Origin of the sequence: Streptomyces sp. NPDC102274 (genome assembly GCF_044766385.1) — a bacterium.
GTDB lineage: Bacteria > Actinomycetota > Actinomycetes > Streptomycetales > Streptomycetaceae > Streptomyces.
This window is the reverse complement of record NZ_JBIWLW010000035.1, coordinates 30227-49863: the sequence shown is the minus strand read 5'-3', so window position 1 is coordinate 49863 and position 19637 is coordinate 30227. Positions and strand designations below refer to the sequence as shown.

General features: G+C 70.4%; 14 protein-coding genes. 7 read left to right on the top strand and 7 right to left on the bottom strand.

Annotated elements, in window-relative coordinates:
- Positions 1 to 163 precede the first annotated feature (163 nt).
- Positions 164 to 2395, top strand: a complete 2232-nt coding sequence (locus ACIRQP_RS33830; protein WP_403897137.1) for a penicillin acylase family protein — start codon at positions 164 to 166, stop codon at positions 2393 to 2395.
- The gene (locus tag ACIRQP_RS33825; RefSeq protein ID WP_403897134.1) at positions 2364 to 2540 is read left to right on the top strand and encodes a hypothetical protein; all 177 of its coding nucleotides are present in this window, start codon (positions 2364 to 2366) and stop codon (positions 2538 to 2540) included. Before ACIRQP_RS33830 ends, ACIRQP_RS33825 begins: the two co-directional genes overlap by 32 nt.
- A gap of 66 nt (positions 2541 to 2606) precedes the next feature.
- On the opposite strand, the gene ACIRQP_RS33820 is transcribed toward ACIRQP_RS33825, so the two are convergent.
- On the bottom strand, positions 2607 to 5105 hold the full coding sequence (locus ACIRQP_RS33820; RefSeq protein ID WP_403897130.1) for an SdrD B-like domain-containing protein: 2499 nt from the start codon (positions 5103 to 5105) through the stop codon (positions 2607 to 2609).
- A 228-nt stretch (positions 5106 to 5333) separates the two neighbouring features.
- Here ACIRQP_RS33820 and ACIRQP_RS33815 point away from each other — a divergent pair, with 228 nt between their 5' ends.
- Positions 5334 to 6050 carry a hypothetical protein gene (locus ACIRQP_RS33815; protein WP_403897127.1) on the top strand — a complete coding sequence of 239 codons (717 nt, stop codon included), beginning with the start codon at positions 5334 to 5336 and terminating at the stop codon, positions 6048 to 6050.
- A gap of 7 nt (positions 6051 to 6057) precedes the next feature.
- Here the strand turns inward: ACIRQP_RS33815 and ACIRQP_RS33810 are convergent, their stop codons facing one another.
- A complete protein-coding gene (locus ACIRQP_RS33810; protein ID WP_403897125.1) occupies positions 6058 to 7404 on the bottom strand; it encodes a right-handed parallel beta-helix repeat-containing protein in 1347 nt (448 codons plus the stop codon).
- An 88-nt stretch (positions 7405 to 7492) separates the two neighbouring features.
- Between ACIRQP_RS33810 and ACIRQP_RS33805 the strand changes: the two genes are divergently transcribed.
- Positions 7493 to 8650, top strand: coding sequence for a Dyp-type peroxidase (locus tag ACIRQP_RS33805; RefSeq protein ID WP_403897122.1), 1158 nt, complete (start codon positions 7493 to 7495; stop codon positions 8648 to 8650).
- 500 nt (positions 8651 to 9150) lie between these two features.
- Here ACIRQP_RS33805 and ACIRQP_RS33800 read toward each other — a convergent pair whose 3' ends face one another.
- Genes ACIRQP_RS33800 through ACIRQP_RS33780 form a run of 5 tightly spaced genes read right to left on the bottom strand, consistent with a single transcriptional unit; the run spans position 9151 to position 15512 of the window.
- Complete coding sequence (locus tag ACIRQP_RS33800; RefSeq protein WP_403897252.1) at positions 9151 to 10068, bottom strand: ROK family protein; 918 nt, start codon at positions 10066 to 10068, stop codon at positions 9151 to 9153.
- A gap of 14 nt (positions 10069 to 10082) precedes the next feature.
- Complete coding sequence (locus tag ACIRQP_RS33795) at positions 10083 to 11792, bottom strand: dipeptide ABC transporter ATP-binding protein (RefSeq protein WP_403897120.1); 1710 nt, start codon at positions 11790 to 11792, stop codon at positions 10083 to 10085.
- Positions 11789 to 12688 carry an ABC transporter permease gene (locus ACIRQP_RS33790; protein WP_403897117.1) on the bottom strand — a complete coding sequence of 300 codons (900 nt, stop codon included), beginning with the start codon at positions 12686 to 12688 and terminating at the stop codon, positions 11789 to 11791. Before ACIRQP_RS33790 ends, ACIRQP_RS33795 begins: the two co-directional genes overlap by 4 nt.
- On the bottom strand, positions 12685 to 13644 hold the full coding sequence (locus tag ACIRQP_RS33785) for an ABC transporter permease (protein WP_403897115.1): 960 nt from the start codon (positions 13642 to 13644) through the stop codon (positions 12685 to 12687). Before ACIRQP_RS33785 ends, ACIRQP_RS33790 begins: the two co-directional genes overlap by 4 nt.
- Positions 13645 to 13694: 50 nt before the next feature.
- A complete protein-coding gene (locus tag ACIRQP_RS33780; RefSeq protein ID WP_403897112.1) occupies positions 13695 to 15512 on the bottom strand; it encodes a peptide ABC transporter substrate-binding protein in 1818 nt (605 codons plus the stop codon).
- A 304-nt stretch (positions 15513 to 15816) separates the two neighbouring features.
- Here ACIRQP_RS33780 and ACIRQP_RS33775 point away from each other — a divergent pair, with 304 nt between their 5' ends.
- Genes ACIRQP_RS33775 through ACIRQP_RS33765 form a run of 3 tightly spaced genes read left to right on the top strand, consistent with a single transcriptional unit; the run spans position 15817 to position 19366 of the window.
- Entirely contained in the window at positions 15817 to 17049 is a 1233-nt protein-coding gene (locus ACIRQP_RS33775) for an ROK family protein (RefSeq protein ID WP_403897109.1), read from the top strand.
- Positions 17050 to 17072: 23 nt separating this feature from the next.
- Positions 17073 to 18596 carry a M81 family metallopeptidase gene (locus ACIRQP_RS33770; RefSeq protein WP_403897107.1) on the top strand — a complete coding sequence of 508 codons (1524 nt, stop codon included), beginning with the start codon at positions 17073 to 17075 and terminating at the stop codon, positions 18594 to 18596.
- Positions 18593 to 19366, top strand: coding sequence for a copper homeostasis protein CutC (locus tag ACIRQP_RS33765; protein WP_403897105.1), 774 nt, complete (start codon positions 18593 to 18595; stop codon positions 19364 to 19366). Before ACIRQP_RS33770 ends, ACIRQP_RS33765 begins: the two co-directional genes overlap by 4 nt.
- Positions 19367 to 19637 lie beyond the last annotated feature (271 nt).

Genomic DNA, 19637 nt, shown 5'->3' with positions numbered 1-19637 from the left:
CCCTCCGCTCACCCCGAAGACGCCGAGCGCGACGGGCCGTTCCGCATCCGAGCCACCCAAGGCGCGAACGCCTCCGGCCGTGAGCCGCCGTGAGCCGCGATCGCCCACAAGCCCGCGTAATGCCGCACGATCCCCTGATTCTCGAAGGAAGAAGGACCCGCTCATGAGCCATCCGCAGAACTTCGGGCCAAGCCGACGCCGCGTCCTGGGCGGAGCGGCCGGGCTGGCCGTAGCCGCGGGGCTGCCGTCCGGCACGGCGTTCGCGGGGTCGGTGTCGTCTTCGGCCGACGAGGCCCGCTGGCGCGGACACGCCGCCCGGGTGACGATCACACGGGACGACTGGGGCGTTCCGCACGTGGTGGGCGAGACCGATGCCGACGCGGTGTTCGGGATGATGTACGCCCAGGCCGAGGACGACTTCAACCGCATCGAGCAGAACTACCTCGTCGCCCTGGGCCGTCTCGCCGAGGCCGAGGGCGAGACTGCGATCTGGCAGGACCTGCGTCAGCGGCTGTTCCTCGACCCCGAGGAGCTGAAGAAGGACTACGCGAAGTGCCCGGCGTGGCTGCGGGAGCTGATGCGGGCGTGGGCGGACGGACTCAACTACTACCTCGCGATACACCCCGAGGTGCGTCCACGCGTGCTCAACCGGTTCGAGCCGTGGATGCCGTTGAGCTTCTCGGAGGGCAGCATCGGCGGCGACATCGAGTCGGTGATGCTCTCCCAGCTCGAAGCCTTCTACGGCGAGCGGGACGTGCCGATCACCGACGAGGAGCGCGGGCTGGTGCTGCGTGAACCCACGGGGTCAAACGGCATCGCGATCGCGCCGAGCCACACCCGGAACGGCCACGCCCTGCTGCTGATCAACCCGCACACCAGCTTCTTCTTCCGTGCGGAGCAGCATGTGACGAGCGGCGCGGGGCTCAATGTCTACGGCGCCGCCACCTGGGGGCAGTTCTTCATCTACCAGGGCTTCAACGCGCACACGGGCTGGATGCACACGACGAGTGGCGTCGACAACATCGACGAGTTCGCCGAGACGATCGTGACGGGCTCCGACGGTGCGCGTTCCTACCGCTACGGCGACGAACTACGCCCCCTCACCTCGAAGACGGTCACCTTGTCCTTCCGTACCGCGCAGGGCGGTCAGGAGAAGCGCGGCTTCACCACGTTGGCCACACATCACGGCCCGATCGTGCGTGAGGCGGACGGCAAGTGGATCGCGTGCGCGCTGATGAACAAGCCCGTCGAGGCCCTCACCCAGAGCTTCCTGCGCACCACGACGCGCGACTACGGGCAGTATCTGAAAGTCGCGGGACTGAAGGCGAACAGCTCGAACAACACACTCTTCGCGGACTCGAAGGGCGACATCGCCTTCCTGATGCCGCAGTTCATGCCGGTGAGAGACGACCGGTTCAACTATCTCAAGCCGGTCGACGGCAGTGATCCGGCGACCGACTGGCGGGGCGCGCACAGCCTGGACAGCATGCCCCAGGCGGTGAACCCGAAGAACGGCTGGGCGTTCAACACCAACAACTGGCCCTGGACCGCCGCCGGCGCGGACAGTCCCGACGCGGCCGACTATCCACGCTACTTCGACCGAGTCGGCGAGAATCCACGCGGTCCGCAGGCGGTCCGTGTACTGACCGCGCGCGACGACTTCACCCCGCGCACGCTGATCGAGGCGGCGTTCGATCCGTACCTCACCGCCTTCGCACGTCTGTTGCCGGGGCTCGTCGCCGCGTGGGACGAACTGCCGAAGCACGACGGGCGGAAGGAGAAGCTGACCGGTCCGATCGGCCTGCTCCGTGACTGGAACCACCGCTGGTCCGCGAAGTCGACGGCGACGTCGGTGGCCGTGTTCTGGGGTGAGGACATGTGGGCACTCACATCCCAGGCGGCGGCAGCGGCCGGGATGTCGGGCTGGGACTACATCGCCGACCGCGCCACGGACGCGCAGCGGCTCGGGGCGCTGGAGACAGCGACGAACCGGCTGCGGCGGGACTTCGGCAGCTGGCAGGTGCCGTGGGGCGAGATCAACCGCTACCAGCGCAACGACGGTGCGATCGTCCAGGAGTTCAGCGACGCCAAGCCGAGCATCCCCGTGCCCTTCGCCTCGTCGCGATGGGGCTCCCTCGCCTCGTTCGGAGCCAAGGCGTACCCGGGAACGAAGCGCTACTACGGCACCAGCGGCAACAGTTTCGTGGCGGTGGTGGAGTTCGGGCCGCGACTGCGCGCCTGGGCGGTGACGGCGGGAGGGGTGAGCGGGCACCCCGACTCGCCGCACTTCGACGACCAGGCCGAGCGCTACGCGAACGGGGATCTGCGACCCGTCTACTTCTACCCCGACGACCTCAAGGGCCATGTCGAGCGGAGGTACCGGCCCGGCAGGTGACGGGCGCGAGCCCTGGCGCCGGCGCCTCGTCCGCGCCGACGCGAGGTTCGCGAACGGCCGGCTCGCCGAACGTCCCCTCGAACAGGCGGCGTTCGGCGAGCGGCGCGAGGAGGCCCAGGCGGTCTGGGCGGCACCGGCACCCTGACGCTCGATCGAGCCGGTCATGCCGACGGGCCGGTGCATCGCACCGGCCCGTCGGGGGTTTCGGGTGTCAGCGGTGCCTGGCGCGCCGCTTACGGCTGACGAGGACGACTGCCGCACCCGCACCGAGCAGCAGGGCGACGAGGGCGAGAACCTCTCCCAGGTCGGACATACCGGTGTTTGCGAGTGAACCCGGTGTCCGGCCGGCCGGTGCCGGGGTGTTGGGCGCCGGGCCCGTCGGCGGCACCGGTGTCGGTGTCGGGGACGTGGATGCGGGTGGCGTGGGTGTCGGCGATGCCGCCTGCGGGATGTACACGCCGGCGTCGATCGTGTGATCAACCCCTCCTGGCGTGGTCGGTGCGGTGACCGGGGCGTACCCATTGCACAGTCGGCCGGTGGTCGGCGGGGTCACATTGGAGTCATGTACCCGGTCGTCGCCGACCCGCGGCAGGGTGAACCGCAGGTCGGTGGCGGCCGGCCGGCCCGGCACCTCGCTGGTGTCCGCCGTGCACACGTCGAACTGGACGGTGTACTTGGCGCCCGGTGTCAGCTCGTAGTCCGCGCCGACACCACCGAAGTAGTACTCGCCGGCGGCATCGGTCGTGGTCGTGGCGACCTTCTTGCCATCGGCGTCCAGCAGGTTGATCGTCGCATCCGGCAGCAGCACATGCCCGGGGTCCTGGATGCCGTTGTGGTCGCCGTCGTACCACACCACGTTGCCGATCTGGATCGGTGCGTTCGCCGCGGCGTACGCGATGTCGCCGAGGCCACCGGCCTTGCCGAACCCGTTCTCGTTCGGACCGATGAACTGGTAGGCGTTGGCGGCCGGGTCGTTGCCGGGGCCGAGGCCGGTGGCGACGTCGTAGTAGCCGGTTCCGTTGGTGATGACCTGGCCGGTCGGGTCCATCTGCGTGCTGACGACCCACTGCTGCTGCGGGATGTAGGCGACCGATCCCAGCGAGGACTCCTGGTGCGGCCCGGGCTGGGTCGCGGAGCCGCCGTTCGGGAAGAAGTCACCCGGGAAGTACTCGACGACGCTGCTGGGCTGGACCCCGTCAACGGTCGGGTCCGTGGCGTGGTCGGGGCAGTTTCCGGTGCCTTCCCACTCGTACCCGCCGGTGGGCGTGGCGCAGGCCATGCTGATGTCGCCGCCGGACATGCCGTTCTGCGGGGTGTTGTTGCCCGGCCTCGGGTCCAGCCCGCCCCAGCTCACGACGTCCATGAACCTGTCGCGGAAGCCGAGGATCATCGAGCCGTCCCGGGCGAAGGCCATACTCGCCAGCTCCGGCTGCGGATCGATCATCGCGCCGTTCACGTTGAAGGTGTCCCAGTCCTCCAGGTCGGTGTTCCACGGGTTCCAGTGGTTGACCTGGTCGTTGCCGGAGTTGCCGGTGAACACGCTCCCGCGCTCGGCGGTCAGCGGCTGGGACAGCACGGTGGTGAACCGCTTGCCGTCATAGGTGGCAACGACGGCCTTCAGGTCCGTGCGTTCCTGTGTGCTCTCCGCGCTGCACACACCCCCGACGTGCAGGGTGTTGTTGTGGATGGCCACGCTGAACGGACGCCAGTCCTCGGCCGACGCGCAGCCCGGGTCGGGGATCGGCACGGTCGCCTCGGGCGCCGAGGCCGTGGGCCCGGTCGCGTCGAAGCTGACCAGACTGCGGGTGAGCAGGTTCACCGCGTACAGGGTCGAGCCGTCGTCCGACAGGGTCAGGCCGCCGATGCTCTCCTTGCCCGGTGCGTCGGTGAATCCGGCGTCCTTGATCAGATTGTCGGTGTCGTGCGGCGTCTCCGTGGCGCCCGGCACCTTCGCGAACAGCTTCGGGGCGCCCCCGCCGTCGGCCGGCACGGTGTAGATCGCGTCACCGCCGTCCGGCCCGTACTCGGTGTACCGCCGGGCGAACGCCGACTGGAACAGCTGGTCGCGGTACTTGTCGTAGGCCAGCCCGTAGGTCGTGCCCACCTGGTCCTGGGTGTTGAGCACCTCCGGGCATGCCTGCTGGTCGGGACAGTTACCGCGGGCGTCCGTCCCGAACGCCACCAGTGCCCGGGAGTCCGTCCCGCCGGCGCCGCTCTGGATCGGCACGAAATAGCGGGAATCGGGCAGTGCGTAGTCGGCCGGGTCCCAGACCCCGGTGATCACCGAGTCGTCCTTGCCGTCCGAGACGTCCACGAACGTGGTGAAGCTGTCGAAGTGGTTCGGCGCGGTCGAGGCGGGCGCCGCCCGCAGATAGTCGCTGTAGGGTGCCGGGACGGTGACATCGACCCGGTACCGGCCGCCGGTCAGCTCGCTCGACGGCGGCACGATGACCTTTCCGGTGGCATCCGTGACACCGGTGACGTGATGGCCGGCGAGGTCGGCGACATCGACCTTCATTCCCCGCTGCGGCACGTCCATGGTCGAGTTGATCACGCCGGTGCCGAAGAAGTCCCGCAGTACCTCGACGGTCAGGGTGCCGTCAGAGGCCGAAGCGCTGGCCTGCCCTGCGCCGCTCAAGATCGTACCTGTGCCGCCCCCCACCAATAAGAGGCCGGACAGCCCTAACCGCACCACTCCACGTAATGGCATGGCATTCCTTTACCTCGTCCTACACTGACGCCAACTCGGCAAATTCCAGCGCGAGTTTACAAGTTACGGAACGTCATGTCCGGCAAGCGCAGAGTTTGATGATGTCTCGGCGGAGACCTGTTACAGTCGCGCCGCGTGCGGAGCATCAGAACGCGGAGCATCGACATCAAGCAGGGTCTCCTTGGGCGCGAGGCGGGCCGGCGCCGCCGGTGGCCAAGACGACGATGGATGGCAGCCGCCGTCATCGGCATCACGGCTGCCGCGATCAGCGCCTTCGTCCTCCTCGGCAACAGCGGTGGCCCCACCGCCCCGCGGGCGTTGACCTCGGACGAGGTGAACCGGCTGGCGATCACGCGGTTCCTCAACTACCAGGCGGGAGGCCGGGCGGTGACGATCACCGTGCCGAACGCCACCGGCGGGCTGGTGATCACCGGATCCATCGATTACCGCACCCACACCGGTTACGGGGTGGTGCGCGGGACCGGGCGCGACACGTCCAGCGACGGGCTGATCCAGTGGACGGCCACCACCGTCCGCGTCCACCCCATGACAGACCCCCCGGCAGCCGCACCGGCGTCGCCGCCCGCGTCCGGTTGGTACAGCCGTCAGCTGCAGACATCCGGCATGACCCTGGATACCTCGCTGGCCATCGCGCTCCGCCTCGGCAACGACCGGCCGGACAACGCCGCACTGCTGCCGCAGAACGGCGCCGCATGGGTCGGGCAGGGCAAGGTGCACGGCCATCAGACGGACATCATGGACGGGCCGGACGCCGATACCAAAGCCAGTACGTCACAGACCGTGCGCTACTGGCTCGACTCGGACGGCACCATGTACCGGGTTCAGGCCAGTATCGCCTCCGAGTCGCAGCCGGTGGTCTTCGACTTCGACACCCAGACGTACGTCCCCGTCCAGCCAGTACCCGCGGTCACGCCGGCGCCGTAGTCGCCGCTCACGAGGTCCGCACCCGCGCACCGGCGGCGAGCAGCGACGCCGACGGCAGCGCGATGTCCGCGATGTCCGGCAGCGCCGGAACGTCCGGCACGACGGTGGCACCTGTGGTGGTGGCATGCGGGAACTCCGGCTGCGGGCCTGGCGCGGCCACGTCGGTGAACGGGATGCCCGCGGGCGCCGTCGGACGCGCCCAGCTGCCGGAGGACGTGGGTGACGTGGCGGGAACCGGGCAGGACGCGGTGTCCGCGAGCCCTGCGGGTACGGTCCTCCGAAGCGCGTTCCCTTGCAGGCAGTTGCCCTGACCGCGGGTGGCGGTGGGGAACGTCCAGCCGATGTCGACGCCGTTGGCGGTAAAGTTGTTGTCCGTGATCCGGTTGCGGTCCGCCGTCAGGTCGGCGGTCGCGGTGATCACGAACCCGGCGTTGGTGTGGCCGGTGATCCGGTTGCGGATGAACTGGTTGTCGCTGCCGCCGTCGACGCCGATACCGATGCCCCAGCCGCCGTCGGCCTGTTCGGGGGTCCGCGTCTGCTGGTTGTCGGCGATCAGGTTGCCGGCGACGACGGCGTCGCGCTGCGGAAGCAGTTTCTCCTGGTGGTCGGAGTTGTTGGTCAGTCCGACGCGGTTGCCGACCAGACGATTGCCGACCACATACATGTCGCCGCCGGCGTTGGTGCCTTCGTAACCGACCGCGTTGAGTTCGGAGACGTTGTTCCGCACCACGATCCGACACGGCTTGCACTGGCCGACATAGATCCCCGAGTCCGCCCCGCCCGATGTGTAGGAGTGCTCGATGACACCGTTCTGCGCGGAGAACGCGTAGATGCCGTACAGACCGTTACGGGTCGCCGTCACATGCGAGACCAGGAACGACTTCAGGAAGCTGACGGGTTCATCGCCGGTGTCGTAGCCGCCGCTCCCCGGCAGCCCGGCGACCGCTGCCGCCGATCCGGTGACCAGCACCCCGTTCTGCGTGTTGTGCTGCACGGTCAGGTTCTCCAGGGCCACCCCGGGCGCCGTGACGACCACCCCGTTCGGCCGCTGCAACTGCCCGTCGATGACCACCTTGTCCCGGGACTCGCCCCGCAGCGTGATGCGAGCCGTGTCGATCTTCACCGACTCGTGGTACACACCCGGAGCCACCAGCACCAGGTCACCGGAGTGGGCCAGGGACACCGCATCCGAGATCGTCGGGGCGTCGCCGGGCACACGGATCGTCACCTGTGCACCCTCCGGCCGCCGGCCCTTGCCCGATCCGTCGTCGCCGTCGCCGCCACCACTGCAGCCGGACACCAGCGTCAGTGCGCCCAGTACCGCCGCCATCACGCGAAGAGCTGATCGAGACATGATCCCAGTCTGGCACGACGGCGAATTCCCCGCTGGAATGGGGAGGTTGAGCGGCAGACGCGAGGCGGGTGTGGCTACCCTGCACATCATGCACCGCGCCGATCGCCACCCGTCACGCCGCGCGTTCCTCGATGTCACCGGCGCCACGGTGGCCGCCGGTCTCACCGCCGGGTGCTCATGGGACTCCGCCCAGCCGGACCGGCCCGCCCCTGCCGCGGCGGCCACGCCCACGCCGGTTCCGGCGACAGGCCGGCATCAGGCGGGCGTCACGCTTCCCCAGTCGGCCCAGCGCAACCTGCTGGCCGTGGTGGCCGACCTCGGCACCGCGGTGGCGCCCGGCCCGCTACTGGCCGAACTCGGCGAGGCCATCCGCACCCTCACCGCCGGGTCCGACCCGCGGCTGCTGGGCCTGTCCCCGGGTGACCTGACCGTGACCGTCGGCGTGGGTCCGCGGCTGGTGCGGACGGCCGGTGCTTCACTGCCCGGCGCGGCCGACCTCCCGCGGTTCTCCCGCGAGCGGATCGCCTCGCAGGCACGCGGCGGTGATCTGCTGATACAGATCTGCGCCAGCGACGCGCTGCTCGTACCGGTCGCCGCCGCCGCGCTCCTTGACCAGGCCGGCGACCGCATCCGCGAACGCTGGCGGCAGTCCGGACGCCGCGGTACGAACGTGTCCGTCGCCAAGGGCCTCACCGCACCGCGCAACCTGCTCGGTTTCATCGACGGCATCGTGGGCCCGAACACGACCGCCGAGCAAGGACGTGACCTGTGGCTGGCCGGGCCCCCTGCCGTCGCCGGCGGCACCCTGGCTGTACTGCGGCGCATGGAACTCGACCTGACACGGTTCGCCGCCCTGTCCGTCGCCGAGCAGGAGGCGGTCTTCGGGCGGCGCCGGGCCAGCGGCATACCCCTCTCCGGCGGCACCGTCGCCTCGGGTCCGGAACTCGGCGCCAAGACGCCCGACGGACGCTATCTCGTACCCGTGGACGCCCACGTGCGCAGGGCGAACCCCACCGTGGTCGGCGTCGGCCTCATGCTCCGCCGTTCTTACAGCACCGACGAGCCCGCCCCCGGCCTGCTCTTCATCAGCTTCCAGAACGACCTGCGGACCTTCACGGCCACGCTCACCCGCATGGACACCTCCGACGCACTGCTGCCCTTCACCACCACGACCGCCAGTGCGACCTTCCTGATCCTCCCCGGCTTCGACCAACAGCACCCGCTCGGTTCCCGCCTGTTCGGCTGATCCCGCCGTGCCGGGCTGGGCTGCTTTCACCGTGGTTCCCCGGTGTTCCCCTCGCCTTCCGGCGCGGTTGTGGTACGGACTTCCGAGCCTGGCTGCCGGCGGCCACCAGTCCCAGCACACGCGCAATGACGGCCGGCGCCGGGCTCAACACGTCTTCCTGCTGCGCGACCGCGACGGCAACCAGGCCGGTGCCCCCGGTAGCCGCCGTCGGCGATCACCATGGTCCTGCCGACGGCGTCCTTCGCTCCGTAGGGCGATCGAGGACAGCGTCTGCGGCTCGCGGTAGGCGGGACCCTGGAGCGGGTTCGGCGCGGCCATCACGGCGGTGGGGCCCACCTCACTCCACGGCGGCACGATCCTGGAGGCCTCGGTCTCCTGGATGACACGGTGATCATCCGGCGTCGGAGGAGGGGTGGCGAAGAGCCTGCTCCGGTGCTACGACACACGTAGGTTCGTAGCACCGGAGCGCGCTCGCTCGTGGCGCCTGCGACCGGGCTTCCTCAGACCCCGACCTTCGCCGTCAGCTCCCGCCGGGCCCGGGCCGCAGCGCCGACCGGTACCGCGTCGGCAGCCAGGGCTGCCCTGACCAGCCGGACCGGGTGGCCGCTGACCGGCGGGTCGGCGGCCAGCGACGCCATGATGAGGGGTTCCAGCAGGGGCCAGGCGCGGCTGACCCCGCCGCCGACCACCACCGTGGTGATGTCCACGACGCCCGCCGTCATCACGATCGCCCGGGCGATCCCGGCACCGGCGGCCCGGTACACCGCGAGGGCGTCCTGGTCACCGTGGCCGGCAGCCTCAGCGACCTCGCGGGCGGTCAGCCGGCGGCCGGTGCGGTCCGCGTAACGAGCCCCGATGGAACGGCCGGAGGCCAGGGTCTCCAGATGGCCCCGGCCGCCGCACGTGCAGAGCAGATCGCCGAAGCCGGGGATGTGCCCGATCTCGCCGGCCGCGCCGTGCGGCCCGGCGAACAGCGCGCCGCCGGTCCACAGGGCGCCGCCGACCCCGGTGCCCAGGGTCATCCCGAGGACGTCCAACTCGCCGCGCACGGCGCCGCCGGACACCTCCCCGTAGAGGAAGGCGTTGACGTCGTTGTCCAGGAAAGCCGGGACGCCCAGCGCCTCCTTGACGGCGTCCGTCACCGCGAAGCCGGCCCAGCCGGTGAAGGAGTCGCTGGCCACCAGGATGCGGCCGGTGGCGGAGTCCACTACGCCGGCTGCGCCGACCCCGCTACCGGCGAGGCGGCCGGGGGTGCGCTTCAGCAGCGGGGCCAGCGCGCCCAAGGCCGCGCCGATCATGGCCTGGCCGCCGTCGGTCGCCGGGGTCGCCACCTCGGCGCGGTCCAGCACGGTCAGGTCCTCGGCGCAGAGCACCACCTGGGTGGTGGTGCCGCCGATGTCCACTCCGGCGAAGAGCATACGGTCATGAGAACTCACCCTTGGACCTCCGTCCGGCCGGCCGCGAGGGTGGCCAGGCGTTCGGCTCTGCGGCCGCGCTGGATCACCGGGTCGGGCACCGGCACGGCGGCCAGCAACCGGCGGGTGTAGTCGGTCTCCGGGTGCAGCAGGGTCGCGCCGGTGGCGCCCTGCTCCTCGATCTGGCCGGCCCGCATCACCACGACGCGCTGGGCGAAGTGCTGTACGACGGCCAGGTCGTGGGAGACGAAGAGACAGGCGAAGCCCAGCTCGTCCTGGAGTTCGGAGATCACTTCGAGCACCGCCTCCTGCACGCTCACGTCGAGCGCGCTGGTGGGCTCGTCGGCGACCAGCAGCCGGGGCTCCAGGACCAAGGCGCGGGCCAGGCTGACCCGCTGGCGCTGACCGCCGGACAGCTCCCGGGGGGCACGCCGGGCGAGATCACGCGACAGCCGGACCCGGTCGAGGACGGCGGCGACCTTGGCCTGGCGGTCCTTGGCGGAGAGCCCGCGGCGGTGCACCCTGAGCGGCTCGGCGATGCACTCGCCGACCGTCATACGGGCATCCAGCGAGGCCACCGGGTCCTGGAGAACCACGCCGATACCGGCCCGCAGCGCCCGGCGGGCCCGGGACCGGGTGCCGGCCAGGTCGGTGCCGAACAGCGAGACGGTGCCGGAATTCGGCGGGATCAGACCGAGCGCGACCCGGGAGGCGGTGGACTTGCCGGAGCCCGACTCGCCCACCAGGCCCAGGGTTTCCCCGGCGTGGACGGCGAGCGAAACCCCGTCCAGAGCCCGCACGGCGCCCTTGCCATGGCCGAACACCACCGAGATGTCGCGGAGTTCGACCACCGACTCGGTGTCCGGGCGGGTGGCGGCGGCCGACGGCGCCGGCTGGCCCGCCTCGGCGACCGACAGCCGGGGCACTGCGGCCAGCAGCCGCTTGGTGTAGTCGTGGAACGGGCGGAGCAGCACGTCCTCGACCGGACCGGTCTCCACGATCTCGCCGTGGTACATCACGGCGACCCGGTCGGCGAAGTCCGCGACCACGCCCATGTTGTGGGTGACCAGCAGGACGCCGGTGCCGGTCTCGACGGCGAGCCGGCGCAGCAGGTCGAGGATCTCGGCCTGCACCGTGACGTCCAGCGCGGTGGTCGGCTCGTCGGCGATCAGCAGGGCGGGCTCGTTGGCGATGGCCATGGCGATGACCACCCGCTGGCGCTGTCCGCCGGAGAGCTGGAAGGGGTAGGCAGTGGCCCGCTTCTCCGGCTCGGGGATGCCGACCTTGCGGAGGAGTTCGACGGCCTCGGCGGCGGCGTCCCTGGCGGACACCTCGCGGTGGTTGCGGATCACCTCGGCGATCTGCTTGCCGATCCGGGTCAGCGGGTCCAGCGCGGTGGCCGGCTCCTGGAACACCATGGCGACGGTCCTGCCGCGCAGCGCCGCCAGGTCGGCCTCACGGGCACCGACCACCTGGTTGCCGGCGATGGTGGCGCTGCCGGTGGCACGGGCGTTGCCGGCCAGCAGGCCCATCGCGGCCAGCGCGATGGTCGACTTGCCGGAACCCGACTCGCCGACCAGGGCGAGCGTCTCGCCGGGGCGGACGTGCAGGGAGATACCCCGGACGGCCGGCACCTCGCCGGTCTCGGTGGTGAAGACGACGCCGAGGTCGTCGAGTTCGAGAATCGGCCCGGCCTGCGGGGCGGCGGAGCCCTGGGTGGCGGTCATCCGCGTCCCCTCACGTCGAATGCGTCGCGGAGTCCGTCCCCGATCGCGTTGAACGCCCACACCACCAGGATGATGGCCAGGCCCGGCGGCAGGATGAGCCACCAGTAGCCGGAGTAGGCGGCGGTGAGACCGGCCGAGAGCATGCCGCCCCAGTCAGTGGCCGGCGGCTGGACGCCCAGGCCCAGGTAGGAGACGTAGGCGACCAGCAGGATGGCGTCGGCGATCTGGAAGGTGGCCGCGACGATGATGGTCGAGACCGAGTTCGGCAGGATGTGCCGGGTGATCGCCCGGGCGTGCGTCCCGCCGATGGCCCGCAGGGTCAGGACGTAGTCGCGGTTCTTCAGGGTGAGCGTCTCGGCCCTGATCAGCCGGGACGGCACCAGCCAGGAGACGAAGCCCAGGATGACGATCAGTCCGGTCAGGCCCGGGGTGGTGATGGCAGAAACCACCAGCAGGATGAAGAGCGCCGGGATGGCGATCCCCGCGTCCACGATCCGCATCATGACCGCGTCGACCCAGCCGCCCGCGTAGCCGGCGGCGGCGCCCCACAGGGTGCCGATCACGGTGGCCAGGATGCCTGCGGCGAGGCCGACGATCAGCGACACCTTGCCGCCGTACATCAACCGGCCCAGCTCGTCGTGGCCGACCGCGTCGGTGCCGAGCCAGTGCGATCCGCTGGGGCCGAGGTTGACCTGCTGGAGCATCGTGTGGGTCTGGTCGGTGGAGTACACCAGCGGACCGGCGAAGCAGAGCAGGAAGAAGAAGACCACGACGCCGAGCCCGACCACGGCGAGCCGGTTGCGCAGGAAGCGCCGGACGGCGAGCCGGGAGCCGGACGCCGTGGCGGCGGCGGTGGCCGTGCCGGGCGCCTGGCCCGGCTGGATGACGGCGCTCATGCCCGGCCTGCCTTCACTCGGGGGTCGATGATCCGCTGGACGATGTCGGCGAGCAGCGTGCCGACCACCGTGGCGATCGCGATGACCAGCACACAGCCCAGCAGCACCGGGTAGTCGGAGGACTGCGCGGCGGTCCAGAAGAGCAGGCCCATGCCGGGGTAGTTGAAGAGCTGTTCGACCACCAGGGCGCCGCCGAACAGCACCGGCACGTAGTAGCCGAGCATGGCGACCACAGGCGTCAGCGAGTTGCGGAACACGTGCCGCCACAGGATGGCGCGGGAGCGGGAACCGCCGGCCCGCGCCGTCCTGACGTAGTCCTCGGAGAGGTTCTCCAGGGTGGCCGCCCGCATGTAGCGGCTGAACACCGCGATCATCGAGGCGGCACCGGCGATGACCGGCAGCACCAGCGCCTGCGGTTCGGAGAACACCTGGGCGAGCGTGTCCCCCTGCGGGGCCTGGGACGGGAACCACGGCAGCGCCTGGCTGAACACCAGCACCAGGATCAGCCCGAGGAAGTACACGGGCGTGGAGTAGGCGATGAAGCTCAGCGTGGTGATGACGTAGTCGACCGGCTTGTTGCGCCGGACGGCCTGCCACATGCCCAGCGGGATGGCCAGCACGAGGCCGACGATGGCCGACAGGGCGGTGAGGAGCAGGGTCTTGGCCAGCCGCTCGGTGATGAGCTGGGAGACCGGCTCATTGAGGGTGTACGAGGTTCCGAGGTCGCCGTGCAGCAGCTGGTTCAGGTAGTAGAAGTACTGCACGGGAAGTGGCTTGTCGAGGCCCTGCTCGTGGTTGAAGGACGCGATCTGCTGCGCGGTGGCCTGCGGGCCGAGGATCCCGCGAGCGGGACCCCCGGGCAGGGCGTGCAGCAGACCGAAGACCACGATCGTCACGATGACGATCACCACGACGGCTTGGAGGACTCGCCTGATCAGGTACGAGGAAGTGGTCATGTGTTTTCCGGTCGCTTCGGCTCAGTGGTACGCGTGGTCACCGACCGGGCTCACTTGGTCGTCCACTTCCACATGGCGGGGTGGAAGTTGGCGAGCGAGTCCTGGGCGAAGCCGCCCAGGCCCTTCTTGACCACGGAGACTTGGTAGTCCGGCTCCGGCAGCCAGACGACCGGGAGGTCCTTGGCCAGGGCCGCGCTGTACTTCTGCACCGCCTCGTCGGAGGAGGAGGTGGTGGTCTGGGTGACCAGCTGGTCCACGGCGGAGTTGGAGTAGCTGCCGAAGTTGGAGCCGCCGCCGGTGGCGAAGAGCGAGTCACCGCTCGGGTAGGCCGGGAAGTACCAGCTGCCCGCGGTGCCGAAGAACGACAGCTGCCACTTGCAGCCCGCCTGGTCGGCCGTGCACTGGCCGGCCTGCGAGAGGACCGAGTTGACCGGGGCGGTCTTGATGGTGAAGTCGATGCCGGTCTTGGCGAACGACGACTGCAGGGCGCTCATCATGTTGTCGGTCACGGTCGAACCGGACTGCGAGAGCACCTGCATCTGGAACTTGGTGCCCTTGTCCACGCCGGCGCCGCACTGGTTGTCGCCGGTGCCCGGCGCGGTGCATACCATGGTGCCGTTCTGCTCGGTCCAGCCGTGGCCGGTCAGCAGCTGCTTCGCCTTGGTGGTGGAGAACGGGTACGGGTTGTTCTTCTGCTCCGACGAGACGAAGGACGAGCTCTGGCCCTGCGGGATCGGGCCGTAGGTGGAGACCGCGGTGCCGTTGAAGACGACCTTGGAGAGCGTGGTCTGATCCACCGACATCTGGATCGCCTGGCGGGCGTAGAGCTGCTTGAAGACCGGACCCATGGTGGGGTTGTTGAAGTTGTAGGGCATGTAGGTAATGGCCCAGCCGGACCACGGCTTCACCGTATAGCCCTTGGAAGCGAAGGACGACTCCTGGCCGAGGTCGGTGGCGTTGATGTAACCGTAGTCGACCGTGCCCGCCCGGAGCGCGTTCTTCTCGGCGTCCGTGGTGGTGAACGGCAGCAGGTTCACGTTCTTGATGTTGGCCTTGCCGCCGCCGTCGTACTTGGCGTTGGCCGTCAGCTCGACCTTGCCGGCCGTGGAGAACGACTTGATGGTGTACGGGCCGCTGACCGTCTTCCAGAGCGGGTCGGTGGCGTAGCCGGAGATCTTCTTGGCGACGTTGTTCAGGTACGTCCAGACCTTCTTGGCGCCCGCGGCGGTGCGGTCGAGGTCCGACACGGCGCCCGAGTCGCTGGTCTTGTCCCAGACGTGCTGCGGCATCGGGCGGATCATGCTCAGCTCGTTGGCGAGCATCCACTGCTGGTTGTACGCCTGGTCGAAGGTGATGGTGAAGTGCGTGTCGTCGACGATCTTCAGCGAGGTCCAGTTGTCCGGCGCCTTGCCCGGGCTGTAGCTGGCCCAGTCGGCCTTGTTGGCCTTGACCAGGTTGAACCAGAACTCCATGTCGCGGGAGGTGATCTGCTTGCCGTCGCTCCAGTGCCGGTCGCCGAGCGTGATCGTGACGCTCTTGCTGTCCTTGGCGAAGTCGGCGGCGGTGGCCAGCGAGTTGTCCTTGTTCCAGCCGACCGTGCCGGTGGAGCCGTCGTATGCGATCAGCGGCTCCCAGAGGGACTGGGATATGGAGGAGTTGTTGGTGTTCAGGTGCGCGGCAGTGCCGACCGGGAGGATCCAGTTCGGCGTGAAGTTGGCCGGCAGCGCGTAGTTGATGGTGTCCGACGAGCCGGAGGCGGACGACGAGGTGCCGCCGCCGGAACAGCCGGTCAGCAGAGCGCCCGCGGTGGCAGCGGCGCCCGCGACGAGGGCCCAGCGGCGGCTGTTCGCCGTGTGAGCAGGGAACATGATTCTCCTCAGGGTGAAAGGGCCCGTATGTGTCCCAGAGACGGGCGGGCGCCGCAGGACCGGCACTGCGTTCACGACAGCTAACGCCGGACACGCCGAAGAAACAAACAAGAATGAGTAACAAGTAAGTTACTGCGAATCCGACGAAAGTTCTCTCGCCTCGATCGCCCCTCAATTATGAGCGCATTTAGGTCGATTTGATGGAGTTCAGGGACGGCTCACTTCCTTCACTGGACTGTTCCCTTGCGCGAAGGGCGGGCGTACTGTCGTCGCCACACACACCGTTGCGGAAGTTACTTCGTACATGACTGGAATAAGTGCTTGGGACCGCAAGGCCGCGAAAGGCACCTCAGCCCTCGCCGCGCGGGTCCTGGAACTCGTCGCATCGGGCCAGGCCTCGTCACGCGCCGAACTCGCCGGACTGCTCGGCGTCTCCGCCTCCACCATCTCCCACACCGTGGCCCAACTGGTGGAGCGCGGGCTGATCGCCGAGGAGGGCACCCAGTCCTCCACCGGCGGGCGCCCCCGCAAAGTGCTGAGACTGGGAAGCAACGACGAGTTCGCCGTCGCCGCCGACCTCGGCGGCCGGCACGCCCGGATCGGTGTGGTGCTGCCCGGCGGCCGCCTGACCGATGTCTCGACCGTCCCCTTCTTGATCGCCGACGGCCCCGAGGCGGCCCTACCCCGGCTCGCCGAGACCCTGGAGGCGCTGGCCGAGCAGCGCGGACGGGGCCGACTGCGCGGGGTCGGGCTCTCGCTGCCCGGACCGGTGGACATCGCGTCGGGCTCTGTCGTCCTGCCGTCCCGGATGCCCGGCTGGAACCGTTTCCCCGTCACCGCCTGGCTGGAGGAACGCTTCGGCGTCCCGGCCGCCGTGGACAACGACGCCAACTGCATGGCGGTCGGCGAGCACACCGTACGGCCCGCCGAGCACCGGAAGACGATCATGGTGAAGATCGGCTCCGCGATCGGCGCCGGGGTCATCGTCGACGGACGTCTCTACCGGGGCGCCACCGGCGCGGCCGGTGACATCACCCACTTCCGGATCGACGGCGGCGGCGACATCCCCTGCTCCTGCGGCAACACCGGCTGCCTGGAAACCGTGGCGTCCGGCGCCGCCCTGGTCCGCATCCTGCGCGAGCGCGGGGCCGACATCAGCCGCCCCGAGGACGTGGCCCGGCTGGCCATCGACGCCGACCCGGAGGCAACGCGCGCGGTCCGCAGGGCCGGCGACTACCTCGGCCAGGTGCTCGCGGCCAACGTCAACTTCTTCAACCCGGACGCCGTCTACCTCGGCGGCATCCTCTCCACCCTGGAACCGTTCGTCGCCGCCGTGCGCAGCCGGCTCTACGAGAGCTGTCACCCTCTGGTCACCGAACACCTCACCATCGAGCGGGCCAGCCTGGGCGCCGACGCCGGACTGGTCGGCGCCGGACAGTTCGCCCTGCAGCGCGCCCTGGCCCACGCCCTGCGCGAGGTCGGCGGCACCGAGCTGGCCACCGACCGGTTCCGCGCCCCGGCGCCCCGCCACTCCTGACGCCCCACCCCCTACGAGGAGCCATGCCGCAATCCCGCACCGCCGCAGCCCGCCCGGTCATCGCCATCGCCGGACTCGGCATCGAGTCGTCCACCTTCTCTCCCGCTCGCACCCAGGCCCCCGCCTTCCACCCCTCGCGCGGCGCCGAGGTGCTGGACCGATACCCCTTCCTGGCCCCCGGTGAGGAACTGCGCGAGGCAGCCGACTGGCACGGCGCCCTGGTCGGCAAGTCGCTGCCGGGCGGCACCGTCACCGCCGCCGCCTGGGCCGAGCTGACCGACGAGCTGATCGAGCGGCTCGCCGCGCTGCCCAAGCCGGACGGCCTCTGGTACGACATCCACGGCGCCATGACAGTGGAGGGCATCGACGACGCCGAGGCGGTGCTGCTGGAACGCATCCGCGCCACCGTGGGCCCCGACGTGATCATCTCCACCTCGATGGACCTGCACGGCAACGTCTCCCGCGAACTCGTCCACGGCAGCGACCTGATCACCTGCTACCGGATGGCCCCGCACGAGGACCACATGGAGACCAAGGAGCGGGCCGTCCGCAACCTGGTGGACTTGCTGGTCTCCGACGCGCCCCGCCCGGTCAAGGCCTGGGTGCCGCTGCCGGTGCTGCTGGCCGGCGAGCAGACCTCCACCCGGATCGAGCCGGCCAGGAGCGTGTACGCGGCCGTGGCCGAGGCCGAGGCCATGGACGGCGTGATCGACGCCGCGATATGGGTCGGCTACGCCTGGGCCGACGAACCGCGCAACCGCGCCGTGGTGGTGGTCACCGGCACCGATCAGGCCGCCGTGTCGGCCGGTGCCGAGCGCCTGGCCCAGGGCTTCTGGAAGGCCCGCGACGACTTCGACTTCGTCGCCCCCACCGGCACCTTCGACGGCATCCTGGACGAGGCCCTGGCCTGTGACCAGCGCCCGTACTTCATCAGCGACACCGGGGACAACCCGACCGCCGGCGGCGCCGGCGACGTGACCTGGGGCCTGACCCGGCTGCTGACCCGCCCGGAGTTCCAGAAGGACGACGGCCCGACCGTCATCTACGCCTCGGTGCCAGGACCGGCCGCCATCGAGACCGCCGTCGCCGCCGGTGCCGGCGCCACCGTCACGGTCACCGCCGGTGCCGAGGTGGACGACCGGCACGCGGGCCCGGTCACCCTGACCGGTGTGGTGCACGCCATCCGGCACGGCGACCGCGACGCCGGGACCGAGGTCGTCATCCGTGTCGGCAGCGTGTACGCGATCCTCACCAAGCTCCGCAAGCCCTACCACCACGAGCACGACTTCACCGACCTGGACCTCGACCCGCGCGGCGCCGACATCGTGATCGTGAAGATCGGCTACCTGGAGCCCGAGCTCTTCGACATGTCGGTCGGCTGGAAGATGGCGCTCACCCCCGGCGGTGTGGACCAGGACCTGGTACGCCTGGGCCACCACCGCATCCGCCGCCCGATGTTCCCCTTCGACCGCGAGATGACCGACCCCGACTTGTCGGCACGCCTCATCCCCGCCTCCGACCAGCCCCTGAGCGGGGACGACGAGTGACCACACGACCCGCCCTGGAGATCGCCGTCACCTCACCGGCCGGCGCCCGCGCCGCCCGGGAGAACGGCGCCGACCGGGTCGAGCTCTGCGCCGCCCTGGAGCTGGGCGGCCTGACCCCGTCGGCAGCCCTGGTGGAGGCGGTCGCCCGGGAGGGGCTGCCGGTGCAGGTGCTGGTCAGGTGCCGGCCCGGCGACTTCGTCCATGACGCGGAGGAAATCGCGCTGATGGCCGCCGAGGTGCGGTCCGTCATCGCCTCCGGCGCCTGTGGCGTGGTGATCGGCGCGCTGACCGCCGACGGCGCCCTGGACACCGTGGCGGTCGCCCGGCTCGCCGAAGCGGCCCGCGCCTCGGGCCGCCCGGTGGACATCACACTGCACCGCGCCATCGACCAGTCCGCCGACCCGGTGGCCACCGCCGCACTGCTGCCCTCGCTCGGCCTCACCCGGGTCCTCACCTCGGGCGGCGCCCCCACCGCGGCCGAGGGGCTGGAGGCGATCGCCGCGATGGCCGCCGCCGCAGCCGGGGTGCAGGTGATGGCCGGCGGCGGGGTTCGCCCCGCCGACATCCCGGCCCTGACCTCCGCCGGAGCCTCCGCCGTCCACCTCTCCGCCAAGACCAGGGCGCTGCCCCGGCGGGGAGGCCGCTGGGTACCGCTCGGCGCCGGGGGCGCGTCGGCCGAGCAGGACACCCACTTCGTCACCGATCCCGAAGTGGTGGCCGAGGCACGGCGGGCGGTGGAAAGGGAGGGCCGGGGCCCTGCGCCAGGGTAGGCAAGCATCGGTCAAGACGGTGCCGGGCAGGTCGATGCCGCCCGCGCCGGCCGGTGAACCCAGCCTCGAAGACCGGTTCGAGAACCAGTTTCGCGGCCGTCATCACCACCCGGTCCGCCACGGTGGGTCGAAAGCGGCCGCAACTCCCCCGGCCGCCACGGCTTGGGAATCTGGACCCGCCGCAGCACCGACGGACGATACGTATGCGTCCGCAACCGCTCCGACAGACCCTGGAGGAACTCTTCCACCCCGGCAGCGGCCACCGCGTCGA